This window comes from Pseudomonas sp. LTJR-52 (genome assembly GCF_003691465.1).
Classification (GTDB): Bacteria; Pseudomonadota; Gammaproteobacteria; order Pseudomonadales; family Pseudomonadaceae; genus Chryseomonas; species Chryseomonas luteola.
Map to the genome: position 1 here is coordinate 3,540,077 of NZ_CP033105.1, position 22,780 is coordinate 3,562,856.

Annotated in this window: 19 protein-coding genes; 13 read left to right on the plus strand and 6 right to left on the minus strand. The window is 57.3% G+C overall.

Features of this window, described 5'->3' with window-relative positions; all coding sequences use genetic code 11:
• Nucleotides 1-10: 10 nt before the first annotated feature.
• Nucleotides 11-952 (minus strand): DNA/RNA non-specific endonuclease, encoded by a 942-nt coding sequence (locus tag EAW52_RS16540; RefSeq protein ID WP_122043260.1) that lies wholly within the window; start codon nt 950-952, stop codon nt 11-13.
• A gap of 155 nt (nt 953-1,107) precedes the next feature.
• Here EAW52_RS16540 and EAW52_RS16545 point away from each other — a divergent pair, with 155 nt between their 5' ends.
• From EAW52_RS16545 to EAW52_RS16570, 6 genes are all read left to right on the plus strand, one after another.
• Nucleotides 1,108-1,473 (plus strand): ArsC family reductase, encoded by a 366-nt coding sequence (locus EAW52_RS16545; RefSeq protein ID WP_122043261.1) that lies wholly within the window; start codon nt 1,108-1,110, stop codon nt 1,471-1,473.
• Nucleotide 1,474: 1 nt separating this feature from the next.
• The gene (locus EAW52_RS16550) at nt 1,475-2,101 is read left to right on the plus strand and encodes a LysE family translocator (protein ID WP_122043262.1); all 627 of its coding nucleotides are present in this window, start codon (nt 1,475-1,477) and stop codon (nt 2,099-2,101) included.
• 26 nt (nt 2,102-2,127) lie between these two features.
• The gene (dapD, locus tag EAW52_RS16555) at nt 2,128-3,168 is read left to right on the plus strand and encodes a 2,3,4,5-tetrahydropyridine-2,6-dicarboxylate N-succinyltransferase (protein ID WP_122043263.1); all 1,041 of its coding nucleotides are present in this window, start codon (nt 2,128-2,130) and stop codon (nt 3,166-3,168) included.
• A gap of 105 nt (nt 3,169-3,273) precedes the next feature.
• Nucleotides 3,274-4,479: an aminotransferase class V-fold PLP-dependent enzyme gene (locus EAW52_RS16560; RefSeq protein ID WP_122043264.1), complete on the plus strand. Its 1,206-nt coding sequence runs from the start codon at nt 3,274-3,276 to the stop codon at nt 4,477-4,479.
• Entirely contained in the window at nt 4,476-4,880 is a 405-nt protein-coding gene (locus EAW52_RS16565) for a SufE family protein (protein ID WP_122043265.1), read from the plus strand. Before EAW52_RS16560 ends, EAW52_RS16565 begins: the two co-directional genes overlap by 4 nt.
• Before the next feature lie 56 nt (nt 4,881-4,936).
• Nucleotides 4,937-5,893, plus strand: a complete 957-nt coding sequence (locus EAW52_RS16570; protein ID WP_010797364.1) for a DUF72 domain-containing protein — start codon at nt 4,937-4,939, stop codon at nt 5,891-5,893.
• On the opposite strand, the gene tadA is transcribed toward EAW52_RS16570, so the two are convergent.
• The 3 genes from tadA to EAW52_RS16585 all read right to left on the minus strand — a co-directional run bounded on the left by tadA (nt 5,890) and on the right by EAW52_RS16585 (nt 8,891).
• Nucleotides 5,890-6,384: a tRNA adenosine(34) deaminase TadA gene (tadA, locus tag EAW52_RS16575; protein ID WP_372238861.1), complete on the minus strand. Its 495-nt coding sequence runs from the start codon at nt 6,382-6,384 to the stop codon at nt 5,890-5,892. The two genes, EAW52_RS16570 and tadA, sit on opposite strands and share 4 nt — an antisense overlap.
• A 14-nt stretch (nt 6,385-6,398) precedes the next feature.
• Nucleotides 6,399-7,769 carry a multicopper oxidase family protein gene (locus EAW52_RS16580; RefSeq protein ID WP_122043266.1) on the minus strand — a complete coding sequence of 457 codons (1,371 nt, stop codon included), beginning with the start codon at nt 7,767-7,769 and terminating at the stop codon, nt 6,399-6,401.
• Nucleotides 7,770-7,892: 123 nt separating this feature from the next.
• The gene (locus EAW52_RS16585; protein ID WP_122043267.1) at nt 7,893-8,891 is read right to left on the minus strand and encodes a LacI family DNA-binding transcriptional regulator; all 999 of its coding nucleotides are present in this window, start codon (nt 8,889-8,891) and stop codon (nt 7,893-7,895) included.
• 271 nt (nt 8,892-9,162) lie between these two features.
• Between EAW52_RS16585 and EAW52_RS16590 the strand changes: the two genes are divergently transcribed.
• The 4 genes from EAW52_RS16590 (at nt 9,163) to EAW52_RS16605 (ending at nt 14,787) form a co-directional block, all read left to right on the plus strand.
• A complete protein-coding gene (locus EAW52_RS16590) occupies nt 9,163-10,947 on the plus strand; it encodes an IlvD/Edd family dehydratase (RefSeq protein WP_122043268.1) in 1,785 nt (594 codons plus the stop codon).
• A 71-nt stretch (nt 10,948-11,018) separates the two neighbouring features.
• The gene (locus EAW52_RS16595; protein ID WP_122044836.1) at nt 11,019-12,179 is read left to right on the plus strand and encodes a fumarylacetoacetate hydrolase family protein; all 1,161 of its coding nucleotides are present in this window, start codon (nt 11,019-11,021) and stop codon (nt 12,177-12,179) included.
• A 168-nt stretch (nt 12,180-12,347) separates the two neighbouring features.
• Nucleotides 12,348-13,991 (plus strand): D-xylose transporter XylE, encoded by a 1,644-nt coding sequence (xylE, locus tag EAW52_RS16600; protein WP_122043269.1) that lies wholly within the window; start codon nt 12,348-12,350, stop codon nt 13,989-13,991.
• A 25-nt stretch (nt 13,992-14,016) separates the two neighbouring features.
• Nucleotides 14,017-14,787, plus strand: a complete 771-nt coding sequence (locus EAW52_RS16605; protein WP_122043270.1) for an SDR family NAD(P)-dependent oxidoreductase — start codon at nt 14,017-14,019, stop codon at nt 14,785-14,787.
• Between the two features lie 63 nt (nt 14,788-14,850).
• On the opposite strand, the gene guaA is transcribed toward EAW52_RS16605, so the two are convergent.
• On the minus strand, nt 14,851-16,428 hold the full coding sequence (gene guaA, locus EAW52_RS16610; protein WP_010797356.1) for a glutamine-hydrolyzing GMP synthase: 1,578 nt from the start codon (nt 16,426-16,428) through the stop codon (nt 14,851-14,853).
• A 99-nt stretch (nt 16,429-16,527) separates the two neighbouring features.
• The gene (gene guaB / locus EAW52_RS16615; RefSeq protein ID WP_122043271.1) at nt 16,528-17,997 is read right to left on the minus strand and encodes an IMP dehydrogenase; all 1,470 of its coding nucleotides are present in this window, start codon (nt 17,995-17,997) and stop codon (nt 16,528-16,530) included.
• A gap of 279 nt (nt 17,998-18,276) precedes the next feature.
• Here guaB and EAW52_RS16620 point away from each other — a divergent pair, with 279 nt between their 5' ends.
• The 3 genes from EAW52_RS16620 to xseA all read left to right on the plus strand — a co-directional run bounded on the left by EAW52_RS16620 (nt 18,277) and on the right by xseA (nt 22,780).
• Nucleotides 18,277-20,286, plus strand: a complete 2,010-nt coding sequence (locus EAW52_RS16620) for a TonB-dependent siderophore receptor (protein WP_256680835.1) — start codon at nt 18,277-18,279, stop codon at nt 20,284-20,286.
• A 109-nt stretch (nt 20,287-20,395) separates the two neighbouring features.
• The gene (locus EAW52_RS16625) at nt 20,396-21,367 is read left to right on the plus strand and encodes a D-2-hydroxyacid dehydrogenase family protein (protein ID WP_122043272.1); all 972 of its coding nucleotides are present in this window, start codon (nt 20,396-20,398) and stop codon (nt 21,365-21,367) included.
• Between the two features lie 33 nt (nt 21,368-21,400).
• Entirely contained in the window at nt 21,401-22,780 is a 1,380-nt protein-coding gene (gene xseA / locus EAW52_RS16630; protein WP_122044838.1) for an exodeoxyribonuclease VII large subunit, read from the plus strand.

The window sequence follows — 22,780 nt, forward strand, 5'->3', positions numbered from 1 at the left end:
CGTTAAGCCATCAAAGCCGTATGTCGGCCAATGTGTGAAGCTCAGCCTCAATCCGTGTCCCTGTCATGGCCTCCTCGTTGGAAAAACCGTCGTAACGGGAGAGTGGGCCAAAATTGATACCTGTCAGCTGTTCGATACGACGAACACTGCGCTGATAGGTTCGGAAGCGTCCGAACGCGGCATCCAGCTGTCCCAGCTCGCTAGATTGATCGATCATGTAGGCGGTTGCAGATGGTTTTCCGTCATCGGATAAAAAGGCGACTACCTTCCAAAAAGCAGACGGGATCAGCACACCTCGATAGCGCCGGTCATCGTCCCGGAAAACCGGCCCGGTAAATACCGTTGCCCGCTCCTTCCAGCGCCGGGTGTTTTCCAGCAGGTAGTTTTCCAGATCCAGCCAGTTCTTCTGATTGAAGCCAGCCATCTGCGGAGAGCAGTTGGTGAAATGAAAGGTGTCACGGTTGGCAACTTCCGCCTCATTCCCCCAGTTAGGGTCCTCACGACGAACAAGGTGTCCGCGATCCAGCAGGTTATTGGCGTACAGGTCTTCGCCAATCTGGGCTTCCAGCGGGATACGTCCGTCATAGGACCAGCGATCTTTGCCCCGCTCGACCGAAACGGACTGAGCACCATCGATATTGACGCCAACGTAGAACGCCAGCCGGCGTGACGCCGACATGGTGATGGAGAAATGCATATAGTCGAGTCGATTTTCGGCGGAACCTGAAACAGGCAGCACGTCCCCGGCACGCTCATCGCTCATGGTAGGCCAGGGTACGCTGAATTCACCAAGAAAGTCGGCGGCATATCCTGGGCGCCCGGACAGCGACTCGGCATCAGTGATACGAGGGCCCTGCTGCCTGGCCTCAAGATCAACCGCAGGCGCTGCCTCCTGCGGTGCGAGTCGGCGCATATCGCTCAGTCTGGGTCTGTGGTTCAGGTCGATCGCCATTTCTTCATATTCCTATCGTATAGAGTGCGTAGAGAGCTTAGGCAATGCCTTAGCGCCTTGTTATAGATTGCGTCGATAGGCGCACAGCCCACCTCTACATGGCATACTCTGACATTCCTATTTGGCGATTACTTTACAAGGGTGGGAGGCCAGGAATGCCCGACACGAACGGCACATTGAGCTTGTATGGCATAAAGGCCTGCGACACCATGAAAAAGGCGCGCACATGGCTCGACGAACATGGCGTGACCTATCATTTTCACGACTACAAGGTCAGCGGCATCGACCGGGAAACGCTTTCAACCTGGTGCCGTGAGCTTGGTTGGGAAAAGGTGCTGAACCGCGCCGGCACTACGTTCAGAAAACTGCCTGACGAACAAAAGGCAGATATTGATGAGGCCCGTGCCATTGAGCTCATGTTGGCGCAGCCCTCCATGATCAAGCGTCCTGTACTGGACCTAGGAGAGCGTCGCGTACTAGGCTTCAAGCCGGAACTCTACTCGGCTGAACTGGACCGCTGACATGTCGATTGCCTGGGCACTATTCATACCTTCCTGTTTCGCATTGAACATGGCGCCTGGGCCGAACAATCTGCTGTCCGTCAATAATGCTGCCCGCTTCGGCTTTGCAGCGGCCTGTATCGGCACCTTGGGCCGACTGATTGCCTTTGCCGGCATGATCGCGCTGGCGGGCTCAGGCCTGGCGCTCGTATTGTTGACGTCGGCCTGGCTCTTTACTGCGATCAAGCTTGTAGGTGCGGTGTACCTCATCTGGACTGCCATCCGCTTATGGACCGCCAACACCTCGACGGACGCTCCATCTCCTGACGAAGTCATCAAGGCAGACCTCTGGAAGTTGATGCGTCAGGAGTTTCTGATCGCTGCAGGCAACCCCAAAGCTATTTTGCTGTTTACCGCGTTTCTTCCGCAGTTTGTAGTGGTGGGTGAGCCGCTTGGGCAGCAGTTTACTCAATTGGGCGCAGCGTTTCTGATCATGGAATGCTTCGCCATTGCGATTTACGCCTTCGCCGGAGCACGTCTCGGCCGCCTGTTGGCTGGTGAGCGTGCCAAGCGTCTGTTCAACCGTGGTTGTGCCGCCCTTCTGGGTAGTGCCGGTGTGGGATTACTTCTCAGCCGGCGTCCGGCCTGACCTTATTTGTTTAGAAGGAAAGTTTCATGTCTCAGAATGTGTTCAGCCTGGCCTTTGGTGTCGGCACGCAAAATCGCGACGGCGCCTGGCTCGAAGTCTTCTATGCCCAGCCCCTGCTGAACCCCTCGGCAGAACTGATTGCGGCCATCACGCCGGTTCTCAATTATGCAGGCGGGAACCAAACCATCGCCTTTACGCCGTCTCAGGCGCGCTCTCTGGCCGATGCCTTGCGTGGTGTAGAGAACGCTCAGACTCAGATGGCGCTGCTAACCCGTCTGGCTGAAAGCGCCAAGCCGCTAGTTGCCACGATTCTGGCGGAAGACGCTACGCCCTCCTCAACGCCTGAGGCGTACCTGAAGCTGCATTTGCTGTCGCATCGCCTGGTCAAGCCGCACGGCGTCAACCTGAGCGGCATCTTTGCCCTGCTGCCGAATGTTGCCTGGACCAATCAGGGTGCCATCGACCTGGCAGAACTGCCTTCCGAGCAACTGGAAGCCCGTCTGCGCGGCAAATTGCTGGAAGTGTTCTCCGTCGATAAATTCCCGAAGATGACCGACTATGTCGTTCCCAGTGGCGTGCGCATCGCCGATACCGCCCGTGTTCGTCTGGGCGCTTATATCGGTGAAGGCACAACCGTCATGCATGAGGGCTTCGTAAACTTCAATGCCGGTACGGCGGGCCCGAACATGGTCGAAGGCCGCGTCTCGGCGGGTGTATTCGTCGGCAAGGGTTCGGATCTGGGCGGCGGCTGCTCCACCATGGGTACTTTGTCTGGCGGTGGCAATATCGTGATCAGCGTTGGCGAGGGGTGCCTGATCGGTGCCAACGCGGGCATCGGCATTCCGCTGGGTGATCGCTGCACAGTGGAGTCCGGCCTGTATGTAACAGCGGGCACCAAGGTGATTGTGCTGGATGATCAGAACCAGCAGGTACAGGTGGTCAAGGCGCGCGATCTGGCAGGCCAGAATGATCTTCTGTTCCGCCGCAACTCCCAGACCGGCGCGGTCGAGTGCAAAACCAACAAGAGTGCAATCGAGCTGAACGAAGCCCTGCACGCGCATAACTGAGTCATGGAACCCGGTACCTTGGTACCGGGTCCAGACCTGTAAGTAGGCCGCCCGCCGGCTCACGGCCGGGCGGCTTTTTTTCATCCGTTTCCAAAAGTTGAAGCCATGACATTGCCCTCCCCCTGGCGCACCGACTTTCCGGCCCTTGCTGCCTTTGAAGAAGACGGCATCACCTATCTGGACACTGCGGCCACAGCGCAAAAGCCCAAGGCTGTAGTGGATGCGCTCACAGCGTACTATGCCCGCGGCGCCGCCAATGTTCATCGCGCTCAGCACCGCCCTGGCGAGCGCGCCACCCAGGCCTATGAGTCCGTACGCGACAAGGTGGCCCGCTGGCTAGGCGCTTCCAGCTCAAGGGAAGTCGTATTTACTCGCGGCACGACGGAAGGGCTCAACCTGATAGCCTACGGGCTTGAGCATCACTTCAAGCCCGGCGATGAAATTGTGGTCAGTGCCCTGGAGCATCATGCCAACCTGCTGCCCTGGCAGCAGTTGGCTCGGCGTCAGGGGGTAGAGTTGATCGTATTGCCGCTTACAGACTCGGGCCATATCGACCTCAATCGAGCCAGTGAACTGATCGGCCCACGCACGCGTCTGGTTGCCATCAGCCAGCTGTCGAACGTATTGGGAACCTGGCAGCCGCTGGCCGAGCTCTCCCGTCTGGCCCACGATCAAGGCGCCTGGTTCGTTGTGGATGGCGCTCAAGGCGTGGTTCATGGCCGCCACAGTCCCAAGGACCTGGGCGCGGATTTCTATGTATTTTCCGGCCATAAGCTCTACGCACCAGAGGCCATAGGGGTACTCTGGGGACATGCCGAGGCCCTGGCAGCTCTTGCGCCCTGGCAGTTTGGTGGCGAGATGGTGCGTAACGCCGATTATCAACACGCTGAGTTTCATTCTGCTCCCATGGGGCTGGAGGCCGGGACACCGCCTGTTGGTGCAGCCATTGGCTTGGGGGCAGCATTGGATTGGCTCAGCGCACAAGACGAGTCATCCATTTTTGGTCATGAGCAGGCGTTGTGCGTGAAGCTACAGGCCGGACTGGCTGCTCGCGAGGGCGTTCGTGTATTGGGCGAGCCGCAGATTGCCCTGGCCAGCGTAGTGGTTGATGGCATACATGTGGCTGATCTTTCCCATATGTTGGGCGAGCAAGGCATTGCCGTGCGGGCGGGCAATCATTGCGCCATGCCGCTGTTCAAGCGCCTGGGCGAGGCAGGCTCGCTGCGGATTTCTCTCGGTCTGTATAGTGACTCAGCGGATCTGGAGCGCTTCTTCATGGCGCTGGATAATGCCTTGGAGCTACTACGATGACAGGTTTGACGACTGAGGCGCAGGCTGCGCTAGATGCCTTCTCTTCCGCCAACGGGTGGGAAGCCCGTTCACGCCTCTTGCTGCAGTGGGCGACACGCTTGCCCGATGTTGAAACCCGACGAGACGAAGATCGGGTCTATGGCTGTGAAAGTCAGGTCTGGGTCACTCACAAGCAGGATGGAGAGCAGCACTTCTTTCGGGCAGGCAGCGATTCTCGCATTCTCCGTGGCCTGCTGGCTGTACTCTTGGTCCGAGCCAATGGACTGATCCGAGAAGAATTGGCCGTGCTGGATATTCATGACTGGTTGGGCCAACTAGGGCTGGAGCGGCAACTCTCCGCCTCTCGTGGCAATGGCCTACGCGCGGTAGTTGAGCGCATGCGAACGCTGGCTGAAGCCTAGCCGAACCCTACTCCCCTCCGCGCAGTCCGAAGAAGAGACGAGTTGAGGAGTTCTCTATGGCTGCGCAGATTCGTATTGGTATTTCCGGCTGGCGCTACGTGCCTTGGCGGGGTGTTTTCTATCCTGAAGGGCTGACTCAAAACAAGGAGCTGCGCTTTGCCTCACGGGCGCTGTCTACAATCGAGATCAATGGCTCCTTCTATTCGCTTCAGCGCCCTCAGAGCTACGCCAGCTGGTATGCAGAAACCGGTGAAAACTTTCTTTTCAGCGTCAAAGGTCCGCGCTACATCACGCATATCCTGCGCCTAAAAGATATCGAAAAAGCGATGGCCAATTTTCTGGCCTCCGGCATCTTTGAGCTCAAGGAGAAACTGGGACCTATCCTCTGGCAGTTTCCAGCTAATTTGAAGTTCGAGCCTGAGCGGTTTGAGGCCTTTCTAAAGCTCCTGCCTCAGGACACCCAGACCGCCCAGGCGCTCGCCCTGCATTGTGAGGCGCGCATGGAGGGCCGCTGCAGCCTGAGTATCGATGCCAATCGCCCCTTGCGCCATGCCGTCGAGATCCGGCATGAGAGCTTTATCGATCCCGCTTTTGTCGAGCTACTGCGGCGCTATAACGTGGCGCTGGTAATTGCCGACACAGCGGGCAAATGGCTGTACCGGGAGGATGTCACGGCAGACTTTCTTTATATACGCCTGCACGGTCACGAGCAGCTCTATTCAAGCCGTTACTCGGATGAAGCGCTGCACTATTGGACGTCTCGCATTCAGGCTTGGGCGCAAGGTGGAGAGCCGGACGATGCCCAGCTGATTGACCAGGCACATCGGTTGCCGACACAGGAGAGCCGAGACATCTACTGCTATTTTGATAATGATGCCAATGTCCACGCGCCGTTCGATGCCGACCGGCTCACAGTGGCGCTAGGCCTGAAGGAAAGCCTGGGCAAATGGGATCTAAGCCTGATTGGCGAGGAGGCCAAGCCGAAGCGAAAGAAAAAGGCTAATGCGCCTTAGGATTTACTCCGACGCGCCCGGAAGAAGTCGGTCAGCAAGGCGCCACACTCTTCAGCCAGAAGGCCGCCCTCAACGATAACGCGATGGTTCAGAAAATCCTGCTTGAAGAACTGCCCACGGCTTTCTACCGCACCGGCACGCGGCTCACATGCACCATATACCAGACGCTGGATCCGGGCGTGCACCAGAAGCCCTGAACACATGCTGCACGGCTCAAGGGTTACATACAAGGTAGTGTCCGGTAGACGATAGTTCTCCAGCGCCAGGGCCGCTGCACGAATGGCCTGCATTTCTGCATGGGCGCTGGGGTCATGGCCGGTAATGGGCTGATTGAAGCCGCGTCCGATGATCCGTCCGTCATGAACTAATACCGCACCGACAGGCACCTCACCCAAGGAAGCTCCCTCAGCCGCCAGCGCCAGCGCCTCTCGCATGAAAAGCTCATCCTGGGTACGGTCAATAATGGGAGGGAAACGGCGCATACGATTCATGACAAGCTCAAACGTCAGCTGACCTCAATGGTCCCCATGAGGCCGGTTTCCATGTGGTCGATCACATGGCAGTGAAGCATCCATTGTCCCGGATTATCGGCCACCAGCGCTACCCGAGCTGTCTCGTTCTTGCCAAGCAGGTAGGTATCGGTGTAGTACGGCGTCACGGGATGCCGGTCCGAGCTCAAGACCTTGAAGGTCAGCCCATGCAGATGCACAGGATGGAAATACTGGGCCATGTTACGAAACTCAAGGATGTAACTCTGCCCCAGCTTGAACTTCGCCAACGCTGGATGCGGGTCCCCTTCCTTATGCTCGCCACCGGCCTGGCCGTTGATTTGCCAGTACATCGCCTTGCCGCAGTATGCCGGGTCGCTGGCCAGGGTCGCTACCCATTCGAAGCGAAAGCTTACGGTTTCCGCCCGTTCAAGGTCCGGCTCGCTGACAGGGTTGGGCGGCAATGGCCGCGGCCATTCTCCAGGCTGGGCGCCCTGATCGGTAGACCCCAGTGTAGCCAGTCGCAACGGGCCGTTACGCAGGGACACCGTTGTCCCGGCTGCCGGTACCCTATATGCCAGATCGATGCGCATACCAGGGCCTAGCAGGTACTCATCGCCAAACGCCCGAGGCTCGATAGGATGGCCGTCCAGCGCGTAAATACGCGCCTCGACATCCGTCAGGTTCAATCGGTAGGTTGCCGTGTTATCCACATTCAGAATGCGCAAACGCACCACTGCGCCCGCGGGCAGATCAATGGTGGGAACGTGCTTTCCATTTACCGTGGTCAGCCGACCCAGCGTGCCTACGCGAGCCGCCTCTCGAGGAATGCTGAACGCTGTAAAGGCTCCTTGATCATCCACATGCCAGTTCTTCAGGCACAACGTCATGTCGTGCGCAAAGCCGGTCGGCTCACGCTCTTCGACAATAAGCGGTCCTTCCAGGCCTCGCCCTAGTTGTTCACTACTGGCGACATGCGGGTGATACCAATAGGTTCCAGCGTCTGGTGTCTTGAACTGGTAAACGAAACTCTCGCCCGGTAGCACCGGTGCCTGCGAGATATACGGTACGCCATCCATCTCGATGGGCAGACGAATGCCATGCCAGTGAATCGTGGTGGGCTGATCAAGATGATTAGTGAAGCGGACACGCAGCCACTCGCCTTGCCGCGCTCGGATTTCCTTGCCTGGAAATTGGCCGCCATAGGCCAGCGCAGGCGTGACATGCCCCGGCACCAACTCGACATCTAGCGGTGCCGCGATCAGCTCGTAGTCATACGCTTTGGCCACTTGTGGCCGCCCCAGCCACCAGCGAGCACCGCCAGCGCCTACCCCTACCACAACCAGACCGGTCAAACCGCCGAGCACCTGGCGCCGCGTGAAAGACATGAAATGCAGTCCCTCGGGAAATTGGAGGAGCGCACAATACACCCGATTTCACCCAAAGATAAGAAGCACTCTCAATTAAGTAAGCGGAGACGCACGCTTTCAGACTGATGGGAGATGAGCGACCTAGGCCCTGGGATCAAGCCGTGTCGTTTCGCGGTGAACGATTTCAAATCCCAGGTCTACATGACGCTCCGGCCTGTCCTGCCCCGCCAGATGAGCGACAAGCAGCTCTGCGGCCTCACAACCGATGCGATAGCGTGGTGTTGCCACAGTCGTGAGCGGCGGAGACGTCCAGGCCGACCCGTTTAGGTCATGGAAGCCCATGATGGCCATGCGGTCGGGAACGGCAATACCCAGGCGGCCGCATTTGAAAACAGCGCCCTGCGCCAAGTCATCATTGCAAAAGAACAGCGCCTCACAATCGGGATGTGCACGGTGCATCCGCTCAAACAGCTCTGCCCCCAGCGCCAGGGAAGAGTTGCTGGTAACAAACAATTCCCGCTGTGGATCATATAACCCGGCCTCCTCAAGCGCCTGGCGGCACCCATCTCGACGCCGCAGCGTGCGTGGATCGCCCTGCGCGCCAATGATGCCGATACGTCGATAGCCGCACTCGATCAGATGACGGGCCGCGGCATACCCAGCGGCAAACTGGGAAAACCCTACGCTCCAACAATCGTCCCGCGTCAGGGTTTCGATGGTATGCACCGTTGGAATCTGCTGTTGTTCCAGCAATGCCCATAGCCCGGGCGTATGGTCGATACCCGTCAGGATCACCCCATCCGGGGAATGCTGCAGATAGGTACGCAGCAGGTGTTCCTCTTGTTCGAGCGAGTAGCCGGTTATGCCGATGAGCAGGTTATATCCATGCCGGTCGAGCCGCTCCTTGATGCCGACCAGGATGTCGACGAATACGCTATTGGTAAGCGAGGGGATCAACACGACAATATTCTGGGAACGTGCCGACGCCAGGGCCATAGCAGCTTGGTTGGGGACGTAGCCCAGTTGGCTGCATGCTTCGAGGATCTTGTCACGCACCGGCACGGCAACCTTTTCCGGCGTCTTGAGCGCTCGGGAAACCGTAATCGAACTCACGCCGACGTGTTCCGCTATGTCCTGCATCGTGACTCGTCTACGAGCCGGTTTCCGGTTTCTCATCATCCATACCGTTATAAGCACAGCTGATTTTAGCGTCAAAAGAGGTCTTTACAAACAAAATGTAGGCGCTAACATCGAAATGTAGGCGCTAACATTCGCTTAATAAAAACAATAGTGGTGAACGCATCATGTCCTTGCCCCTCACACGTTCTTTTCCAGCACAGCGTCTGATACCTGTCATCGCTCCGGAGCGCTCGATGCGCCCCTTCACCTCTGATCTGAAGAACAACAAAGCATGAGTGAACCCACACAACGCCGACTACGCAGCCAGCAATGGTTTGATGATCCTGCCCATGCCGACATGACCGCGCTTTATGTCGAGCGCTATATGAACTACGGACTGACCCGTGATGAATTGCAATCGGGCCGACCTATTATCGGGATCGCCCAGACAGGTAGCGACTTGGCCCCCTGCAACCGCCACCATTTGGAACTTGCCCAACGCGTCAAGGCCGGCATTCGTGACGCAGGCGGAATTCCCATGGAGTTTCCGGTGCACCCGCTCGCTGAGCAGAGCCGGCGGCCTACCGCTGCGCTGGATCGAAACCTGGCTTATCTGGGGCTTGTGGAGATTCTGCACGGCTATCCGCTCGATGGCGTGGTGTTGACTACAGGCTGCGACAAAACCACCCCGGCCTGTCTGATGGCAGCCGCCACGACAGATCTTCCTGCCATCGTGCTTTCCGGCGGTCCCATGCTGGACGGCTGGCATAACGGCAAGCGTATCGGCTCCGGAACCGTGCTTTGGCATGCACGTAACCTATTGTCTGCCGGGACGATCGACTACGAAGGCTTCATGGAAATGACCACGGCGGCCTCCCCGTCCATCGGCCACTGCAACACCATGGGCACGGCCCTCTCCATGAACTCACTGGCCGAGGCGCTCGGCATGTCGCTACCGGGGTGCGCCAGCATTCCGGCTGCCTACCGCGAGCGTGGCCAGATGGCCTATGTCACAGGCAAGCGCATTGTCGACTTGGTGAAAAAAGAGATCCGCCCTTCGCAGATCATGACGCGAGAGGCATTCGAAAATGCCATCGTGCTGGCTTCGGCCCTAGGGGCTTCCAGCAACTGCCCTCCACATCTGATCGCGATTGCCCGCCACATGGGTATCGATCTGAGCCTGGAAGATTGGCAGCGCCTGGGCGAGGACGTCCCGCTGCTGGTCAATTGCATGCCGGCAGGTGAATACCTGGGTGAAAGCTTTCACCGCGCGGGCGGTGTACCGGCCGTGCTTCACGAACTGGATAAGGCCGGTTTGATCCATCGGCACTGCAACACCGTCTCCGGCAAAACCATTGGCGAGATCATCACGCAGCATCAGACGCTGGATAACGATGTGATTCGCCCCTGCGAATCGCCCCTCAAGCATCGCGCCGGGTTTATTGTCCTGAGCGGCAATTTTTTCGATAGCGCAATCATGAAGGTCTCGGTTATTGGTGAAGCGTTCCGTCAGACCTATCTGGCCGAGCCAGGCAAGGAGAACACCTTCGAGACGCGTGCAATTGTCTTCGAGGGGCCTGAGGATTATCACGCCCGTATCAACGATCCCAGCCTGGAAATCGATGAGCACTGCATCCTGGTCATTCGCGGTTGCGGCACAGTGGGATACCCCGGCAGCGCCGAGGTGGTCAACATGGCGCCACCTTCAGAACTGATCCGTCGAGGCATCGATTCACTGCCCTGCATGGGTGACGGACGCCAGAGCGGCACCTCAGCCAGCCCGTCTATTCTCAACATGTCACCCGAGGCAGCTATAGGCGGCGGACTTGCCCTGCTCAGGACAGGGGACCGCCTGAGGGTCGACCTTAATGCACGACGGGTCGAACTGCTGATCGACGAGGATGAACTGGAGCGTCGGCGCGGTGAGGCCTTGCCCAGCATTCCGCCCTCTCAGACTCCCTGGCAAGAGCTCTACCGCAAACTGGTCGGGCAGTTATCGACTGGCGGCTGCCTGGAGCCAGCCACCCTGTATATGCGAGTGATCACCGAAAACGGTGCCCCTCGCCACTCCCATTGAGCAAGGAGAACCGCATGTCTTCCTATACGCCTTCACATCCCCTGACGGCGGCCTATCAAGCGCCTGACGACATGGCCGCTGGTACCTGGGTCGGCCGTGTCTGGCTACCCGGCTCCACCGCCGGCCCTGCCGTGGTGCTCGTCAAAGAGCAGGCGGTGTATGACATCAGCACCTCTGTTTCGACCGTATCCGCGCTGATGGAACTGGACAACCCTGCTGCCTATCTTCGTGAGCTGCCATTGCCAGCCCCCCTAATAGACCTGCCAGGTCTGCTCGCCAATAGCGACAGCCGCGAGCGTGATGAGAGCAAGCCCTGGCTTCTTGCACCGATCGATCTACAGGCTATCAAGGCAGCCGGTGTCACCTTCGCGGCCAGCCTGCTGGAGCGCGTCGTCGAAGAACAGGCCAAGGGCGATCCAGGCAAGGCGGCTGACATCCGCGCCTCATTGACTGAGCGCATCGGTGTAGATCTGTCCGACATCGTGCCAGGATCAGATCAGGCAGAAGCGCTACGAAAGGTACTCATCGAGCAGGGCTTATGGTCTCAGTACCTGGAGGTAGGTATAGGGCCGGACGCCGAGGTGTTTACTAAGGCCCAGCCTCTTTCAGCGGTAGGTTACGGCTCGGACATTGGTATTCACCCCAAATCCACTTGGAACAACCCAGAGCCTGAGATTGTGCTGGTGGTCTCCAGTACGGGCAAAGTTCAGGGCGCAACCTTGGGCAACGATGTAAACCTCAGGGATTTTGAAGGTCGTAGCGCTCTGCTGCTGTCCAAAGCCAAGGACAATAATGCTTCAACAGCCATCGGCCCCTTCATTCGTCTTTTCGATGAAAGTTACGGCATCGACGATGTGCGCTCGGCAGAGGTTGACTTGCGCATTCACGGCGAAGACGGCTATCTGTTGGAAGGCCACAGCTCCATGCGCCAGATCAGCCGAGACCCACTCGATCTGGTCGCGCAGACGCTTAATGCCAACCACCAGTACCCGGATGGGTTTGTCCTATTTCTCGGTACCCTATTCGCTCCACGCCAGGATCGCGATCAACCCGGCGGAGGCTTCACTCACAAGCTGGGCGATGTGGTCACGATCAGCACATCGCGTTTGGGCACGCTGAGCAACCGGGTCACCACCAGCGACCAAGCTGCCCCGTGGTCCTTCGGCATTCGCTCACTGATGGACAATCTTCAGCGCCGCGGCCTGCCCTTGAGCGCTGTTCCTCTACAGTGACCCATCAGCCGCCCTGTATTTACCTGAACTGTTCAGCCTGACTACTCCAGGCTGAACCTGCCTCACTACTCAGCACAGTTTTTTGATCCGCAAGGAGGCGGATCGTTGTACTCCAGGGAATCGCTAACAAATACAAAAACCGGCTGCCTCCACAGCCTAGGAGACAACATGAACCGTGCCAAATCCTCTGGATTCTTGGTATTCGTCACTATTGCCGCAGCATTCGGCGGCTTGCTGTTCGGCTACGACACTGCCGTGATTTCCGGTGCTGTAGAACCGATACGGATGCACTTTATTGACCCGTTGTTTCAAGACCCTATGCAGGCCAGTCGGGTCGTCATTGAGTTTAAAAACACGCTTTTGCTCAGCACCCTGCTTGTGCTTGCCTTAAGTATCTATTACTTCATGCGGCTTTACGGACGCATTCGTGGCTTAGTGTTTGCTGCGATTGTTTCCGCTATTACGGGCTGGCTGTTCTACAGGCAAGTTTTCATTCTTCCTGATGAAATCACGCCTAATCTCGCCAACTCTATTACTGGATTTACCATTGCATCAGCCTTGCTAGGCTGCGTAATCGGAGGCTTTTTTGCGGGCTATATCAGCCAGCGTCTAGGCCGTCGCAACGGGCTGATTCTAGCCGCCTTGCTTTTTATCGTCTCGGCTATCGGCTCCGCCTTGCCTGAAGTCGTTAACGTATTTGGTATTGAGCACATCAGCGCCTTTAACCTATATAGGATCATAGGCGGAATAGGGGTTGGTATTGCCTCTATGCTTTCGCCTATGTACATCGCTGAAATTGCACCCAGTCACATGCGTGGTCGGCTGGTGTCGTGCAACCAGTTCTGCATCATCTTTGGCATGTTATTGGTGTATTTCGTCAATTACTTCATTGCCCGCGGCCAAACTACGGAATGGCTGAGCCAATACGGCTGGCGATGGATGCTGGGCTCAGAGATCGTACCGGCTTTCGCCTTTATGGCGCTTCTTCTCAAGACGCCTGAAACACCCCGTTATCTCGTCATGAAAGGCCAACCGGGCCGTGCCCTGGAGGTACTTGAACAAATCAACGGCTCTGCCGCAGCACAAACCATTCTTAATGAGATTCGTCTGTCCTTCCAGCAGAGCCACCGTGAAGCGCCCTGGCTCTCTTATGGCGGCGCCCTCATCCTGATTGCCATGCTGCTGTCCATCTTCCAACAGTTTGTGGGCATCAATGTGGTGCTGTACTACGCGCCGGAAATCTTCAAGAACATGGGTAGCCAAGCAGACGTCTCGTTGATCCAGACCATCATTGTTGGTGCAGTGAATCTAATCTTCACGGTTGTTGCCATCGTTTTGGTAGATCGTGTTGGGCGTAAACCCCTGATGATCATCGGCGCGCTTGGAATGGCCGTTAGCATGCTGGGGCTGGGTACAGCGTTCTACCTGCAAAGCCTAGGCATTACTGCCCTGTTGATGATGCTGGTGTACGTAGCCGCCTTTGCAGTTTCCTGGGGGCCTGTGGTGTGGGTTCTGCTTTCGGAGATCTTTCCTAACAGTATTCGAGGCGCTCTTTCCATTGCTGTCGCTACTCAATGGTTAGCCAATCTACTGGTGTCCTGGACGTTCCCCATGATGAACAGCAATGCCTGGTTGAACGACCTTTTCAACCACGGCTTCGCCTATTGGGTATATGGCGCTATGGGCCTGCTGGCCGCTGTATTTGTCTGGCGTTGGGTCCCAGAGACAAAAAACAAAACCCTGGAAGAAATGAATGCTGCCTGGTCACCTCGGACGCCTTCAGCATCCGACCTGGTCGCCGAGCGCGCCTAATTCTTGTCCATACAGAGAAATCTAAATGACTCAAGCAACTGCACAGTACCCTAGCCTCAAGGACCGCACCGTTTTCATTACGGGTGGCGGCAGCGGCATCGGTGGTGCCCTGACTCGCGCCTTTCACACACAAGGCGCACACGTCGCCTTTATCGATATCAACGAGCAGGCCAGTCAGCGCCTGATAACTGAGCTGGAGACCGAAACCGGCCAAGCCCCCTGGTTTCGCCGCTGTGATATCCGAGACATCGATAGTCTTCAGGAAGCCATAAGGGACGCAGGACAAGCGTTGGGGCCTATCCGTGTCTTGGTTAACAACGCTGCCAATGATGATCGTCACGATTGGCGCCAAGTGGATACCCAATACTGGGACGACCGCATGGCCATCAACCTGCGCCCCCTATTTTTTGCTATTCAGGCCGCTGCGCCACAGATGATCCAAGCTGGCGGCGGATCGATCATCAACTTTGGCTCCATCAGCGTCCAGCTTGCGCTTGGCGGGCTGGCAGCCTATGTCAGTGCCAAAGCAGCGGTACATGGGCTGACACGAACCTTTGCGCGGGATCTGGGTGTCGATGCCATTCGTGTCAATACGGTTGTGCCAGGCTGCATCATGACCGAGCGTCAGCTGGAAAAATGGATCACGCCGGAAGACGAAGCCCGTATTCAGGAACACCAGTGCCTCAAACTGCGCCTGCTTCCTGAGCACGTTGCCCCTACTGTGCTGTTCCTAGCGGCGGATGACAGTGCCCAACTGACAGGGCACGAGTTTCCTGTCGACGGTGGCTGGGGCTAAAACGGATCGGCTAAAAGCACAAAGGCCGCCTAGAAAGGCGGCCTTTGTGCTTAATGCGTCAGATCATTCCCACTCGATCGTTGCCGGCGGCTTGCTCGACACGTCGTAGGTCACGCGGGAAATGCCGTCGATCTCGTTGATGATGCGGTTGGAAACCTTTTCCAAGAGCTCATAAGGCAAGTGAGCCCAACGCGCGGTCATGAAGTCGATCGTTTCTACAGCACGCAGGGCTACGACCCAGGCGTAACGGCGGCCATCGCCAACCACACCAACCGACTTGACCGGCTGGAATACTACGAAAGCCTGGCTGACTTTGTGATACCAATCAGCCTTGCGCAGTTCGGTGATGAAAATGTCATCCGCGCGACGCAGCAGGTCGGCGTATTCCTTTTTTACTTCACCCAGGATACGCACGCCCAGACCCGGGCCGGGGAAAGGATGGCGGTACACCATGTCATAGGGCAGGCCCAGCTCCAGACCAATCTTGCGGACCTCATCCTTGAACAGCTCACGCAGCGGCTCGACGAGCTTCAGGTTCATCTCTTCCGGCAGGCCACCCACGTTGTGGTGGGACTTGATCACGTGCGCCTTGCCCGTCTTGGCGCCAGCAGACTCGATCACGTCCGGATAGATAGTGCCCTGTGCCAGAAACTTGATGTTTGGCAGCTTGCTGGCTTCTGCATCGAACACGTCGATAAAGGTGCGGCCAATGATCTTGCGCTTCTTCTCTGGATCGGCTTCGCCTTCCAGATTGGTCAGGAAGCGGTGCTCGGCATCGGCACGAATGACCTTCACGCCCATGTTCTCGGCAAACATGGCCATGACCTGATCGCCCTCATGCAGACGCAGCAGACCGTTATCGACGAAGACACAGGTCAGCTGATCACCGATGGCCTTGTGCAACAGCGCAGCGACCACGGAAGAGTCCACACCACCGGACAGCCCGAGCAGCACGTTGGCGCTACCAACCTGGGCACGAACCTGGGCAATGGCGTCTTCAACGATATTGGAGGGTGTCCACAGTGCCTTGCACTGGCAGATATCCAACAGGAAGCGCGACAGGATACGGCCGCCCTGCTTGGTATGAGTCACTTCCGGATGGAACTGCACGCCATACCAGCCGCGTTTTTCGTCACCCATGGCTGCAATGGCGCAGCTTGGAGTGCTGGCAACGATATGGAAACCTTCCGGCAGGTTGGATACCTTGTCGCCGTGGCTCATCCAGACATCCAGACCAAGGACGCCATCGTCGTCGATATGGTCTTCGATACCGTCAAGCAAGCGGCTCTTGCCGACTACATCGACTTTAGCATAACCAAACTCGCGAACGTTGGAGCCTTCGACTCTGCCGCCCAGCTGCTCGGCCATGGTTTGCATGCCATAGCAAATGCCTAGCAGCGGAACACCCAGCTCAAATACGGCCTTGGGTGCGCGAGGGCTATTGGCTTCGTGTACCGATTCCGGTCCGCCGGCAAGGATGATACCGCGAGGGGCAAAGGCACGGATGTCGGCGTCATCCATGTCGAAGGGATGGAGTTCGCAGTAAACACCGAGCTCACGCACACGGCGTGCGATCAACTGGGTGTACTGGGAACCGAAGTCGAGAATCAGAATACGGTGAGCGTGGATGTCTTGGGACATGGCCATTTCTCATGAGCGGTAAGAACAGACGATTCGGGGCCGTCTAAGACAGCCCCGAATCTCAACATAAAACACCCAGCGAACCTATCGTCGCGGCAATCAGCCTACGCGGTAGTTGGGCGCTTCTTTCGTAATTTGCACATCGTGTACATGGGATTCCGCCATGCCGGCGCCGGTGATGCGAACGAATTGAGGCTTGGTACGCATCTCCTCGATCGTGGCGCAGCCGGTGTAACCCATGGAGGCACGCAGGCCACCCATCAATTGATGAATGATAGCGGCTAACGGACCTTTGTACGGTACGCGACCTTCAATGCCTTCCGGTACCAGCTTTTCAGCACCGGACGCGGAGTCCTGGAAATAACGGTCGCTGGAGCCCTGGCTCTGCGACATCGCACCCAGCGAGCCCATGCCACGGTAGGACTTGTAGGAGCGACCCTGGAACAGCTCGACCTCGCCTGGCGCCTCTTCGGTACCGGCAAACATCGAGCCCATCATTACACAGTAACCGCCCGCCACGATGGCCTTGGACAGGTCACCGGAGAAACGGATACCACCATCAGCGATCAACGGAACACCTGTACCTTCCAGCGCAGCGGCAACGTTGGCAATGGCGGAGATCTGCGGAACACCTACACCGGCTACGATACGCGTGGTGCAGATGGAGCCCGGGCCGATACCGACCTTGACGGCATCGGCGCCTGCATCAGCCAGTGCCTTGGCCGCTTCGCCGGTCGCGATGTTGCCACCGATGACCTGAACCTGCGGATAGGTTTCCTTGACCCAGCGTACACGCTCGATCACACCCTTGGAGTGACCGTGAGCGGTATCGACCACAATAACGTCAACACCGGCAGCAACCAGCGCAGACACACGCTCAGGCGTCTCGGCGCCGGTACCGACGGCAGCGCCGACACGCAGGCTGCCCGCTTCGTCCTTGCTGGCGTTCGGATAGGCCTTGGCTTTTTCGATGTCCTTGACGGTCATCATGCCTTTCAGGTTGAAGGCCTCATCGACGATCAGGACCTTTTCCAGACGGTGCTTGTGCAAGAGCTCGCGCACTTCCTGCTTGTTGGCACCTTCGCGAACGGTAACGAGACGCTCCTTGGGCGTCATTACATCGCGTACCGGAATATCGAGGCGGTTTTCAAAGCGCACATCACGGGAGGTGACGATACCGACCAGATCACCGTTGGCCAGGACCGGTACACCCGAGATGTTGTGCTGACGCGTTAGGTCGAACAGGTCGCGGACGGTTGCGCTGGCATCGATCGTGATCGGGTCCTTTACAACGCCGGCCTCGAAGCGCTTGACCTTGCGGACTTCAGCAGCTTGCTGCTCGACCGTCATATTCTTGTGGATGATTCCGATACCGCCTTCCTGGGCCATGGCAATGGCGAGACGGGACTCGGTTACGGTATCCATCGCAGCGGATACCAGGGGAATGTTCAACTCGATACCGCGCGTGAGGCGGGTCTTCAGGCTGACGTCTTTTGGCAAGACATCGGAATAACCGGGAATCAGGAGAACGTCGTCGAAAGTCAGGGCTTCTTGGCTGATGCGCAGCATGGCAGGGGCTCCCGGGCGGGAAAAATAAGAAGCGCGACATTATACCTGTCCTAGAGGAAAGCCTCAACGTAGGCATGAAAGTTGCCGCTCCGTTTACATGGGAAACAATATCAAATTAGAATAATTATCATTACCAAATCATGAGCACCTATCTTGAAAGCCTCGCCACGCCCCTTTGGCCATGTCCGGCAAATACCTTTTCTTCTTTCCCTGCTTGCCGGTTGCATCGCTGCGTACACCCTACCGGCCCAGGCGGAAGACCGCGTCGACCTGTCTACCATGGAAATCCAGGCAGATATGCCTCAGGCAGAAGACGGCTATACAGCCAAGCGCACCAGCACGGCGAGCAAAAGTGATGTGCCCATTAAGGAAGAGGCACAATCGATCAATGTAGTAACACCGCAGACAATCCAGGACTATCACGTGCGTTCCCTGGATGATGCATTGAAATTTGTTAGTGGAGTCAGTCAGGGTAATACGCTGGGCAATACCAAAGATTCGGTAGTCAAACGCGGATTTGGTACTAATGATGATGGATCTATTTTGCGCGACGGGATTCGCTCGGTGGTATCTCATAACATGAGTGCGACGACTGACCGTATCGAGATACTCAAGGGGCCCGCCTCCCTGCTTTATGGCGCCCTGGAGCCTGGAGGGTTGATCAATGTGATCAGTAAGCAGCCCGAATACATGCAGAGCACAACACTTAGCGGCTCGGCCTATAGCGAGGGCGGAGGTAGCTTGGCGCTTGATACAACTGGTCCGATAGGCGACACAGGGTTAGCCTACCGTCTGATTGCCGAGCGGCAAAGCGAGGATTACTGGCGTAACTATGGTATCGACCAGCATACACTCATAGCTCCCTCGCTGAGTTGGACCGGTGAACGCGCCAGTGTAACGCTGGCCTATGAATACAACGACTATACGAGCCCGTTTGACCGCGGTACCGTGTTTGTTGACGGTCATCCAGCAGATGTGAGCTATAGCAAACGTCTAGACGAAAAGTGGGCCAAAACTACAGGTATCAGCGAAACCGTTACTGCACGCTTTGAATATCAACTTAGCGACGACTGGAAAACGCGCCTGACATACGGTTGGAATAATGATCGCTATAGCCTGGCTATTGCGCAACCTAGCTCCCTCTCAAGCACAGGAACTTTACGCCGCCAGGCCAATGGTGGCCATTACGATTATGAGAGCCGCTATAGCAGTTTGGATTTTATCGGCCATCAAGATGTTCTGGGGCAACGTCATGATCTGTTGATTGGCGCAGAGCAGGAAAACTCCGATAAATACCGAGGTAAATCCTACCGCAACACGGCGCAGAGTGGATTCAATATCTACAACCCTACCTATGGCAGCCTGGCGGAGCCCAGCGTAGTCAGTACATCCACCAGCAACCTATCCAATGAGCTGACGTCCACATCGTTCTATTTCAAGGACAACTGGCATCTGAACGAGCATTGGATACTGGTACTGGGCGGACGCTATCAGCATTATGATCAATATAGTGCCCAGGGTCTTGGAGCCAGTCGCACGGTCAACCGTGACGATAACGGTGATACCTTTCTGCCCTTTGCAGGCGTGGTATTCAACGTCAATGAAGCGCTATCACTGTACGGCAACTATAGTCGCTCTTTTGTCCCTAACGACACGGTAGACGATACTGGGCGGACCTTTGATCCCGAAGAAGGCCGTAGTTATGAGGTGGGGGCAAAATACGATATTGTGCCAGGTCTTTATGCCAATCTAGCGCTATTCGATATTGAAAAGAAAAATGTCGTTACTACCACGACTGTTAGCGGCGAGAGTGTTTCTGATGCTGCCGGCAAAGTAGGCTCACAAGGAATTGAACTGGATATAACGGGGCGGATCGCTGAGCGCTGGGATATGATCGCCACTTACGCCTACACCCATACTGAAATCCTTGATGATCCTGATAACGAAGGAAATCGCCTAAGCCAAGCGCCTAAGCATACGGCAAGCCTATATTTAACCCACCATCTGAACGTGCCCTCTAGCCTTGGTAGCTGGCATGCTGGTGCAGGTCTGCGTTACATCGGTGAGCGCGCTGGTGACAATGCCAACAGTTACTGGATGAGTAGCTACACTATATCCGATGCCTTCCTACGCTGGGACTTGCCTGTGCATGGCTATAAAGCCAAGCTGCAACTCAACGTCGACAACCTGTTTGACAAGCATTACTACCCCTCCAGCACCGGTAGCGCATTGCAGGTCAATGTGGGCGAGCCTCGTACGGCGCGCCTGAGTGCCAGCGTGACCTTTTGAGGGCATCAGATTATCCGTCTGGGCACCCTGCCCAGACGGCCCATCCCACCTAGGCGGCTCTCTATTCTTATGCTCAACTGTCGGCACAAGAACACAACGGAGCGCCGCCATGCACATCGTCATCCCGGACGACTATCAACACGTTGTCGAAACCCTGGACTGCTTTACCCTGCTCGAACGTGCCGGGCATACCGTCACGGTCTATCATGATGCCGAGCGTGACCCAGCCGTTCTGATCGAGCGCTTTCGAGAAGCCGATGCGCTGGTGCTGACCCGTGAGCGAACACATGTCGACGAGGCGCTGCTGTCCCATCTACCCCGCCTCAAGCTGATCAGCCAGACCGGCAAGGCGACCGGTCATCTGGATGTCGCAGCCTGTACTCATCGCGGAATTGCGGTGGTGGAAGGCACCGGCTCGCCCATCGCCGCTGCCGAACTGACCTGGGCGCTGATTCTCATGGCGCGGCGCAAGCTCAAACCAGCCATCGATGCCTTTTATGCCGGTGGCTGGCAGGTCAATCTGGGCGAACGCGTGAACGGCCAAATTTTGGGTATCTGGGGCTACGGCAAGATTGGCAAGCTGCTCGCCCGATATGGTCAGGCCTTTGGCATGCCTGTTCTGGTGTGGGGCAGTGAGACTTCAAGGCAGGCTGCACTGGCGGACGGTCATCGCGCCGCCGACAGCCAGGAAACCTTCTTTGCCGAGTCGGATGTACTGAGCCTGAACCTGCGATTTTCAGACAAGACCCGTCATATCGTCCGTCGTGAGGACTTGGCGTTGATGAAGAGGTCAGCCCTTTTGGTGAATGCTGCCCGTGCAGGTCTGATCGAGCCGGGCGCACTGTTTGAAGCTGTCGAGGCAGGTCGCCCAGGCTATGCCGCGGTAGACGTATATGAAGAGGAGCCTGTACCGGCCGGCCATCCCCTGCTTTCCCACCCCAACATCCTGTGCACGCCTCATCTGGGTTACGTAGAGAAACACAGCTACGAACTCTACTTTGGCGAAGCGTTTGCCAATCTGATCGCCTTCTTTGCGGGCGAGCCGGAAAATGTCGCGAACCCAGACGTGCTGGGTCGCTAGCATCCAGCCGACGGCGGGCTTATGATGCCCGCCATGCTTAACGATCCTTTTCAACGTCTCGGCCTCGACCGTGAGGTCCTAACCGTCAGCCAGCTCAACGGCCGTGCCCGTGTTCTGCTGGAAGACGTCTTTTCTCAGGTCTGGGTGGAAGGCGAGATATCCAATCTTGCCCGCCCCGCCTCCGGCCATATCTACTTTACCTTGAAGGATAAGGACGCCCAGGTACGGTGCGCCCTCTTCCGGCAGAACGCCGTGCGTGTCAGAAACCTGCTCAAGGATGGCATGGCAGTGAAGGTTCGCGGCAAGGTCTCGCTGTTTGAAGGCCGTGGTGATTATCAGCTGATTCTGGAAACCCTGGAGCCAGCAGGTGACGGGCTCTTGCGACAGGCATTCGAAGCCTTGAAGCAGAAACTGCTGGACGAAGGCTTGTTCGCGCAAGAGCGAAAGAAACCGCTGCCGGGCCATCCGTGCCGTATCGGAATCGTGACCTCACCGACCGGGGCGGTCATCCGCGATATCGTCAGCGTTTTCAAGCGCCGTGCGCCACAGGTCGAGCTGGTCCTGATACCTACGGCAGTACAAGGGCGTGAGGCCACCGGACAGATCGTTCGTGCGTTGCAAACGGCAGACGTGCAGGGTTTCGATGCGATCATTCTGGCCCGGGGCGGTGGCTCTCTTGAGGATCTATGGTGCTTTAACGAAGAGCAGGTTGCCCGCGCTGTTGCAGCCGTTCAAACGCCTATCGTGAGCGCGGTCGGGCATGAGACGGATGTGTCGATTGCCGACTTCGTGGCCGACGTACGCGCCCCTACCCCCTCAGCTGCAGCCGAACTTCTGGCCCCTCACAGCGGGGACCTTAAAAACCGCCTGGACGCGCTGTATCGGCGCCTGGTTGTCCGCATGGGTGAGCGGCTCAGCCGTGAGCAGTTGCGCTTGGAAAACATGACGCGTCGGCTCAAGCATCCGGGCGAGCGGCTGCGCCAGCAGGCTCAGCGTATCGATGATCTGGACATGCGCCTGCGCCGCGCCTTTGTCATCGACATGAACCGACGGCGGGACCGCCTTGCCCATATCGAGACGCGACTGGCTGGCCAGCATCCGGGCCGTCAACTTGCTCTGCTACGTCAGCGGCTGGATCAACTGGCCCAGCAGCTTCCGCGCTGCATGGAACGCCAGCTCAAGGAGCGTCGTCAGCGCCTGGCCGCCCAGGTTCAAACGCTGCATATCGTCAGCCCGCTTGCCACTCTGGGTCGTGGTTACAGCATTCTGCTCGACGAACGCGGCCACGCCATCCGGTCCACCGATCAAACGCGTAATGGCCAGCGCCTCAAAGCCCGCCTGGCTGAAGGCGAGCTGGATGTTCGGGTGGAAGACAATCATCGGGAACCAACGACGCTCTCCCTGCTGGACTGA